Here is an 8,797-nt window from a genome sequence, read left to right as displayed (position 1 = left end):
TGAAGAGACGTACAGGGCCGTCGATGAGATATTGAAATATAGTGAGGCCAGGGGGCTTATACATATGCCACCAGGTATGATCTTCGGCTATTTCCCTCCGGGATTCGGAGTGGAAGAATTCGCCGGACTGAAGGTCGACCTGGTCTTCAATGGTTCGGAAGCCATTCCCGGGCGTATGGACGGGACCACGAGAAAAGTGGTCAACAGTCTGTTCGAACAGAGGAAGTTTTTTCAGGACCATCCCGACATCGGGAAGGACTTCGGGCCGATCGAGAGTTTCATTCCCGGCATTCCAGAAGAGACCAGGATCAAATACAGCGGTACTGCCGGCCCGCGAACCGGGGCTCCATCGGAGATCCTCGAAAGGGGCATACAGCAGAATTCAGAATTTCTTATAGGCAGTGTTCTCGTCAACCTGGTCTTCCCTTCAAGCATAGGGGGGAGCGAGGAATGGACCGATGGAGAGATCGATGAGGTGCTTCAATATGTGAATGTAGGTCTGTCGCAGTACCAGCAAAAGACCCACTGGGTCGATCTTGCGTTTAAAATAAACTGTCCTGCCGAATTCAGGGAGATACCTGTCTCATTCGAACCGATGGATGGATCCTGGAATACCGACCCGATCTGGATCAGGGAACTGCTTATCATGCTTGAATCGATGGAATATTTTTCGGGCGGGACTGGCGACTATATCGGTGACACACATCTTTTCAATAATGCGCAGCGGGAGTACTGGGGAACTGACTGGGTCTTTACCTCGTATATGGTAGATGCCAGCTTCAATGGATGCTGGATAGGATGTAGGGACGGGAACCCCGAAACCCTATGCTATACTGCTTATACTATCGCTCTCGGGGGGCCGTTTCAGGTAGTTCCGTACCCCGCGTGCGGGATGGGTCCAGGTATCCATTTCAGTCATCTGTTCATCCACGAGATGAGCCATGTGTTCTGGGCCCTCGATGAATACGCCAGTGCCGGTGTTCCCTGTATCGCGCGCTCCGGGTACCTTAATGTCAGTAATGGCAACTCATATGCCGTTATGTTGGGAGCGCCGGGGCCATGCGGGGCCCAGCTTTCCTGCATTATGAACAATTACGAGCTTGAGGATCCTCTTCCCATTTGTGAGTGGACCATGGGACAGGTGGGACTCGGTGATTATTCCGATCTGCCCGGCAGCTTCAATGTGCCCGATGTATACGATATCCGTCCGATCGTCGAGATGATATATATGCCGGGAGTCAGCAGCGACACGACTTTCGACGGCACCTATGTGCTCGGTGCGGTAGCCTCGAACGCCGCAGTGGAGAATCGTAACCCGAGGCAGGACGCATTGACGCAGGTAGATTATGCTCCGTGGCTCAAGAGGGGTTGGAGGCAGATCAATAATAATTTTATCGAAGAGATAGTTCCGGGAGACGGCAAGTGGGACGGATCGAGGGAGAGTCTCAATTATTTCCTCCAGGAAGGGCTGGAACCGGGAGACAACTGGATCTATTTTATAGTCGAGAACTGCGTCGGACTACAGGCCAAAGATTCGGTCGAAGTCACGTATGTCGGGATGAAGTATTATCAGGTCGATACTCAGGCAGGTTCGGATTATATAGACATAAGCTGGATAACAGCCAATCAGGTCTTTGGAGCCCAATTCGATATCGTCAGAAGAGATCTCACCGTGGGAACTGATTTTGTATCGATAGGTACTGTCGACGGCAACGACCCATCGTCACCGGGAGCCAGAAGAAATTACTATGTATTCCGTGATGGCAATGTGGAAGCAATGCATACGTACGAATACAAGTTGAGGAGCAGGATCACCTGGGTCATCGAGGGTGTAGATTCTGTCCTGGCTGATTCGAGTGGAGTATTTTCTGAGAAATCACTGCTCCCCGTTGTTTCGGGGATCATGTCTCCAGTGGCTCCGAACCCTCTTGTCTTCTCTATACACGACAAGGTCGAATGGACCGTGAAACTTCCAGGCGAGTTTCCCGATCTGTCATCGTCAGGAGGCAGGGAAAATGTGGGAACGGCGGCAGCGGACGAGAAGATAATGCTCGAAGCCGATATATATAATATCAACGGTCAGAGAGTCAGACATCTGTATGCTCTGCCGGTCTACGGTGGAAGGTACAAGGATATGATCTGGGATGGAAGGAACGACCGCGGGCAGAGAGTAGCGAACGGCATCTACTTCCTGAAAGTCAGAGCCGGTGGCATAGAGAATGTCAAAAAGGTGGTGGTGCTGAGATAGCGTTCCGTAACTGAACCAGTTTCCATTCCAGCGCAGCAGAGGATCTCCCACCCCTCGATTCCGTCTGGAAGCGATCCTGACCTTCGCCAGATATCGATACCATCCCTGTTATTTTCGGTAGGCAAAGCGAGGTGGATCATGGGAAAAACACTTGGAGTCCTGTTTCTTTCCGCAGTGATTATTCTATCAATTGTATCTGGCGTACGGTCCTGCCCGTTCGAAGATGAGGGGTTACGTCCTGCCGGCATACTGATCGACAGCGATGATCCCGCAGTCTTCATGGAGGCCTGCCGCCTGGCCGATGACAAAGGCGGTAAGGGCATAATAGCATATCCGCCTGACGCGATATTCGGATACTTTCCCGCATCTTTTTCGGTAGATGATGTGATGGAGGGGATCTGCCGCCTGGTGAGAGATCCGGTCGAGATAGAAAAAAGTGGAATAGACAGGATAAACGCCGCCATTCTGAAGTTCCTTCTGGAGGGGATCCCAGAGGTACACACATCCGGCCAGATCGATCTACCCGGGCCCGCGGGGGCCCAGACACACAGGCCATTTTTCACTCTGGACGATGGTGATCTGAACAGTACGGAGATCCCTGACCCGATCAAATGGATGACTACTCCGGCCGATGTCCGGAAGGGGTCTCCCTCTACTATCACCGCGAGGAGGATAGACCAGAACAGCGAGTTCCTGATGGGATCTGTGGTGGTCAATCTGATTTTTCCCGAGGGATATTACGGAGACGAGTCATGGACAGACGATGAGATCGAAGATGCTGTCCGGGACGTCTCGATCTCACTCAACAGGATACAGCAGTTAGCGCTCTGGGTGCCTCTGACGTTCAGATTGAATCACAAAAATTATCGCAGGATCCCCGTCACCCGGGACCCGATCGAGACGAATGCTTTTAACGGCACAGAGACCGTGATGTTATGGGAAGCGATGAGTGCCCTGGGATACGATGCCGGGATAGCGAATACTCTTGCCTCGATCCACAATTTCAACAACGATCGCAGGGAGGAAGCAGGCGCCGACTGGGTGTTCACAGCTTTTATCGCAGATCAGAGCGCCCATTATGATCCGACACCGATCCTGCCGGACCAGTACTGCTGGGGAGGGGCCAGATATGTTCTTAATTCCGCCCTCGGGGGCCCATACATGGCTATTCCATACCCGGCCTGCCGATACGGAACAGGTGGTAATTTCTCGAACCTTTTCGCCGTGGGCCTCTTTCATATCTTCTGGGGACAGTACGAGAGTGATGCTTCCGCCGCGCACTGCGAACCGGAATACGGGTACCTGAGTATACCGAACGAAAACTCTATGCATATATATCTGGGGCAGACCGTGCCCTGCGGCGAAGGAGCGGATTGTATAATGCACACCTTCGCGCTGGATAACGTCATGCCTGTCTGCGACTACACGCTGGGACATATCGGCCTGTCTGACGAGAACGTCAATTCCATTCCTGATATCTACGAGGTCGAACCGGAGCTTAGAAGGATCTACGTGCCAGGGTTCAATTCAGACACTACTTTCGACGGGTCTTATCTTATCAACGCCATCGCGCAAAATGATGCCCTGCCGAATATGAATCCGCTGCAGCCTGAGGAAGTGAGGATCGATTACTCGCCATGGTTGTCGAAAGGATGGATACAGATAAACGACAATCTTGAATTCCAGCTTCTCCCGGCCGATCTGAAATGGGACAGCTCAACAGAAAGTCTCTGCTCCATAATGCAGGAAGGACTGGATCCTGGTGATAACAGGATCTATCTCACCGTGGAGAACTGTGTGGGCCTCAAAGCATCGATAATGATGGAAGTGACCTATGTCGGGATGAAGTTTTTCGAAACAGGTATAGATGTCCAGCCGGAGGGGATAGCACTCAGTTGGAAGACTGCAGAACAGATCTTCGATGCGGATTTTTTCCTGATCAGACAGGATCTATCCAGTGGTACTCCCGAGGAGGTCCTGGCTACGATAGACGGTGACGATTATTCCGAAGCCGGGGCTAACCGGAGGGTCTACAGGTATTATGACGAGGACCTGGTGATGGGCAGACAGTACCGGTACAGGATCGAAGGACGTTTCGAATTCCCCCGCGACGGGGTCATGGAGGAGTTTGTTGAAATCAGTAATGATATGGTGGAGCGTTCGATAATTCCGATCGGCAGCGGTCTCGTCTCGACAATCGTGCCGAATCCACTCAACTTCAATACGAACCAGGTCGTGTTCTCTATGAACATCCCGAGGAGTTACTGGTCTCCCAATGGAACGAGGGTACTGCAGGGATCGGGAGATTTCCGGTTCGCTCCCTCACTCGTCGAGATAAATACCGATGTGATCGTCAACATCTACAGTGTCAGGGGACAGCTGGTCAGGACGATATTCAACATGCCCGTCAGGGGTGGCATTCTGACACGTACCTGGGACGGGACCAATGCCAGCGGAAGAGCCGTCGCCCCCGGGATCTATTTTCTGAGGGTCGACGCTGGTGGATTGAAGGAAGTAAGAAAGGTAATTGTTCTGAGGTGACCGGAGGATTCAAGCCTGAATCAGCTGAACGGAGTACGGGAGGCTATATTACCCGAAATCTCCGCCCCCCCGCTTGCAAAAAATATCAATCCATGATATATTGAGACCTGTAGCAATAATCTTGCTCAGGGTTCGTGAATTCATATTGACTGCATTTTTATTTCGTGGTAAACATACAATATGTAGTAGCGGTGGCAAGTTTTGCCTACAGTATGGTGTGGTGAAGATGGCTTCGTTTTACAGGGATGGGAGGAGATGCGATGAAGCGAGAGATTCATGATGATTCTGTCCTGAAAAAAGGTAAGAATTACGTAAAATTCCATAGATTGCTCGCCAAAGCTGAAGCGGATGGAAGACTGGATGGGAAATTCAGGTGTCCCGTTTGTGGTATGAGGTATCTTACCGAGAAAGATTCCGACGATTGCTGCAGGATTATTTCTGACTGATAAGGATAATATTAACGGGATGATGACGGGCTGCACCGGGGGCAGCCAGGTGGGAAAAATGTGAAGAAAGAGACTAGAAAGATCGAGCAGTACTGTTCTGTCTGTAAAAAGACCTTCGATATGGATGTCGTTGACGAGGCCGAGAACAATGATGTCGTGTGGCTCAAGTGTCCTGGTTGCGAAGGCTTTCTTCCCTACATGGTGGAATCCGAAGATGAGGATGGCAAGGGGGCCGGGAAAGGTTCGGCCACAGGAGAGGATGTGGCTCCTGAAGATTTTTCAGCTGAGGATAAAGAAGCGGCACTTGAGTATGAGGAAGAGAAAGAATACGAGATCGAGGATATTATCTATCACAGATCGTGGAACGATTATGGCAAGGTAGTCGCCAAAGAGGTACTCCCCGGTAATAGAAGGACTATCCTGGTCAAATTCGGGAACCAGGGTACGATCCGCTTGCTTGAGGGAGAGGGTTTAAGGAATTCAAATTGAACAGATCTGTTTTCCTTCTTTTTCTCGCTGCATTCATGACAATCGATGTCCTCTGCCCGGGTGATGTCTCGGGGAAAGGACTCTATCTGGACCTGCCTTCCTACTACCAGCAAGTCGATACTTCAGGTTCCGGTCTGGCGGTCAGCGAGACGCTGATAAATGCTGCCGGATTCGATGCCTCGATTATCGGACTGTCGATACCCTTTCGTTTAAATTCGAGGACATCGGGTCGAGTAGGGATCCTGTATCCGGTGATACATCTGACCGGCGGGTACAAACATGGTTTTGCCGACGGGGCAATTTCCTTTCTGACGAGAGTGTCGGGAGACTCGACAAATACTTCCGGTATATTTTTTCGCGGAGAAGTCAGAGTGCCTGTGGGCTCAGGATCACTCAAACCGTTTTCGTTCAGATCCTCCGATGGTGGAATATACCCGGACCTTGGAGGAGGCCTGGAGTTTCGGACAGAGAATCCCATGATGAAGTTGAGATCCGCCGCTGTCTACACCTTTTCCGGTCAGAAGGACAATACGGGTGACCTGGTCACTACGGATTATTTCACTTTATCAGGCAGGATAGAGTTCGCCATCAGCGGAAGGCTCTCCTTCAGTGGAAGTGTGTTCGTTATAGATTTTGACGGTCCAGGTTACAGGGAATGCTATCTTCTCGGTATTCGTTACGAGATGTCGGATCAGATGGAGATAGTCTTTACCGGAGGAATAGACGCCGGTTCCGAGGGAGACCGGGTCTTCGATTCTCTCGCCAGCATAGTTTTCAATCTCGATTTTCTTCCATCCAGATAATCGCCCCAGGGTCTGCATAATAAGCACGGATATGCATAATGCGAACCGGGGGGTGTCCCGATTGTTCCCTGTTGTGGATTATACTCCTTATCACTCCGCGACACTTCCCTTTGATTCGCGGCATGTCCCTTGCGTTTCCAATAAGTCGGATTAGAGGTCTTGATCGAAGGAATCGCATCTATGTCTTTGCAGCAGATCGAAGTCAAACCGGTAAAGGTCCAGGATAGAAAAGTTTCCGTAGCAATATTTTCCGGAAGCAGTTCTTTCGAGGATCTTATGAAAGATCAACTCCAGAGGTGTCTCATCGATGGAGTAAGTATATTCGATCTTTCGAAGCCCGGGGATATCGATCTGTCGCCCTTCTCTGCCCTGTTTCTCGAATGTTCGTCCGATGGTTTCGATGCGGAATCATTTGTATCGACTTCCAGAAAAAATGGCTATCGCGGAGTGATAGTGGCAGTAATGCAGGAGAAGGATTCAACAGCCGCAATGGGCCTGGTCAGGGCAGGGGCAGACAGGGTGCTTATCCTTCCTGTGGACGATGTCGAATTCGATCTTGTAGCCGAGAACATACGCAGTCTTCATTCGGAGACTTCTTCGCTCTACGATACGCTTAAATCATACTTCCAGCCGGTCGAACAGGGTGTGATCCTTCTGGACCACTTTCGTGAAGTGGTCTTCGCGAACCATTCGGCCAGAGTGATCCTTGCTGTGAGAGATGAGAATGAGATCAACGATATTGTCGACGCGCACTGCACAGATTCGATATTCGAGAAAAGCCGACTTAACGGGTCGGCGATAACCTATGCGGACATAGCTGTGAAGGGACAGGAGAGTCACAGGTTGCTGGGGCTGGAGATATGGTCGATGAACGAGAGTGGAAGCGACGATATTTATCTGGTGTTGATTCATGATTTTTCAAGGTGGAAGAAACTCGATGAATTGAGGTCGAAGTTTGCCACTACACTGTCACACAGGATGAGGACTCCCCTGACGTCCATCAGGACAGCGGTAAGACTTCTGGGTGAAAGCGACGAGACGATCGATCCTGAACAGAAGGAAAAACTCATAGACATCGGCTGGCGTAACGTAGAGAAACTTATAGCAAATCTCGACGAACTCCAGAAAGTGTTCATGATCGAATCAGAAGAGCTGAATGTCTGCAGGACGATCGTCAGAATGAAGACAGAGGTCAAATCACTTTTTGAGGAATTCGTCGAAGAAGAGAAGATAAAAGGATTCAAATTGAGCATGCCGGATATCATGGTGTTTACCGGCAATGGCAGGCTGAAGGATTTCCTCGTCTCGGCTATCGACGCATACAATCTCTGGCTGTCAGAAAACCCGTTCATCGAATGCAGCACTTCGGTGAAAGAAGAGAACGATTATTTTGGTGTCGTTCATCGCAGCCTGGTTATTTATCTCAGGCCGCGGACGAGCAGCTGGTTCAGGACTTCGAGAGAGAGTCTGAAGGATTTCCTGTCTTTTCACGAGGCCCACAGGGGACTGGTGCTCGGTAGGCTGGCGGCTGCTCTGGATGGAGAGCTGCAGGTAAGCCCGGGGAACACGATCAGCCTTGCTATTCCACTCGATCCGGTATTCAACAGGGAGAAGGACCTCGTCCATCCGCTGCATATGATGATCGAGCGAGCCGACATCATGGGATCGGAATTGAGTCTTGTGAATCTTTCCATGATCGGAATGGATGAGATTCCCTCAAGGATCAGTGCCATTTTTGAAAAGTGTCTTTTCCATCATCTTGACGGCGACATGGTCGTGTCGATAGGTGAAAAGGAATCGAGTTATTCCCTCTTCATAAACAGCCGTTCACCCGAAGAGATCGAACATCTGCTTAATGGAGTGAGGGAGGATTTCTTCAGGACCAGCCGTGATTCGGGAGAAGAGGTCTATCCTTCTTTCCACTGGACCGTCAGATACTGCAGAATCCCGGGAATACAGGAATCTCCCATCGACAAGCTCCTGAATGTCTAGTCGGGTCGGCTGTCTGAGCGGGTCGGCTGTCTGAACAGGTCGTCTATCTGGCCGTGCCGAACGGCTAAACCTCGAGCCTTCAATAAATCGGTTGAACAAAAAATGCATAAATAATTATGGGTTACTGGGGGATGGTGATGTCAAAACGGGATGATGGCTCCGTTTGTCCGGTTATCTTGAGGTCTGCTGTTTTTCACGATGAGTCGTGGACTGCTGTTTACCTCGGCGTGTTACGCCCTGTTGTTTCTCCCGGTGGGTCACGGACTGTTCCATGCTTT

At 50.6% G+C, this 8,797-nt stretch carries 6 protein-coding genes; all 6 read left to right on the top strand.

Annotated features, from left to right (window positions below):
• On the top strand, positions 1-2,248 hold a 2,248-nt coding region (locus KOO63_16500; GenBank protein MBU8923418.1), incomplete at its 5' end, for a hypothetical protein.
• A gap of 138 nt (positions 2,249-2,386) precedes the next feature.
• On the top strand, positions 2,387-4,789 hold the full coding sequence (locus KOO63_16495) for a T9SS type A sorting domain-containing protein (GenBank protein ID MBU8923417.1): 2,403 nt from the start codon (positions 2,387-2,389) through the stop codon (positions 4,787-4,789).
• 260 nt (positions 4,790-5,049) lie between these two features.
• Positions 5,050-5,235, top strand: coding sequence for a hypothetical protein (locus KOO63_16490; protein MBU8923416.1), 186 nt, complete (start codon positions 5,050-5,052; stop codon positions 5,233-5,235).
• Between the two features lie 60 nt (positions 5,236-5,295).
• Entirely contained in the window at positions 5,296-5,724 is a 429-nt protein-coding gene (locus KOO63_16485) for a hypothetical protein (GenBank protein ID MBU8923415.1), read from the top strand.
• Positions 5,721-6,527 (top strand): hypothetical protein, encoded by an 807-nt coding sequence (locus KOO63_16480; GenBank protein MBU8923414.1) that lies wholly within the window; start codon positions 5,721-5,723, stop codon positions 6,525-6,527. The genes KOO63_16485 and KOO63_16480 overlap by 4 nt, the downstream gene beginning before the upstream one ends.
• Before the next feature lie 180 nt (positions 6,528-6,707).
• On the top strand, positions 6,708-8,519 hold the full coding sequence (locus tag KOO63_16475) for a hypothetical protein (protein ID MBU8923413.1): 1,812 nt from the start codon (positions 6,708-6,710) through the stop codon (positions 8,517-8,519).
• Positions 8,520-8,797: the final 278 nt, after the last annotated feature.

The organism is Candidatus Latescibacterota bacterium (genome assembly GCA_019038625.1).
Taxonomy (GTDB): Bacteria; Krumholzibacteriota; Krumholzibacteriia; order Krumholzibacteriales; family Krumholzibacteriaceae; genus JAGLYV01.
The sequence above is the reverse complement of the archived record's forward strand: the minus strand, read 5'-3'. Positions and strand labels throughout refer to the sequence as shown.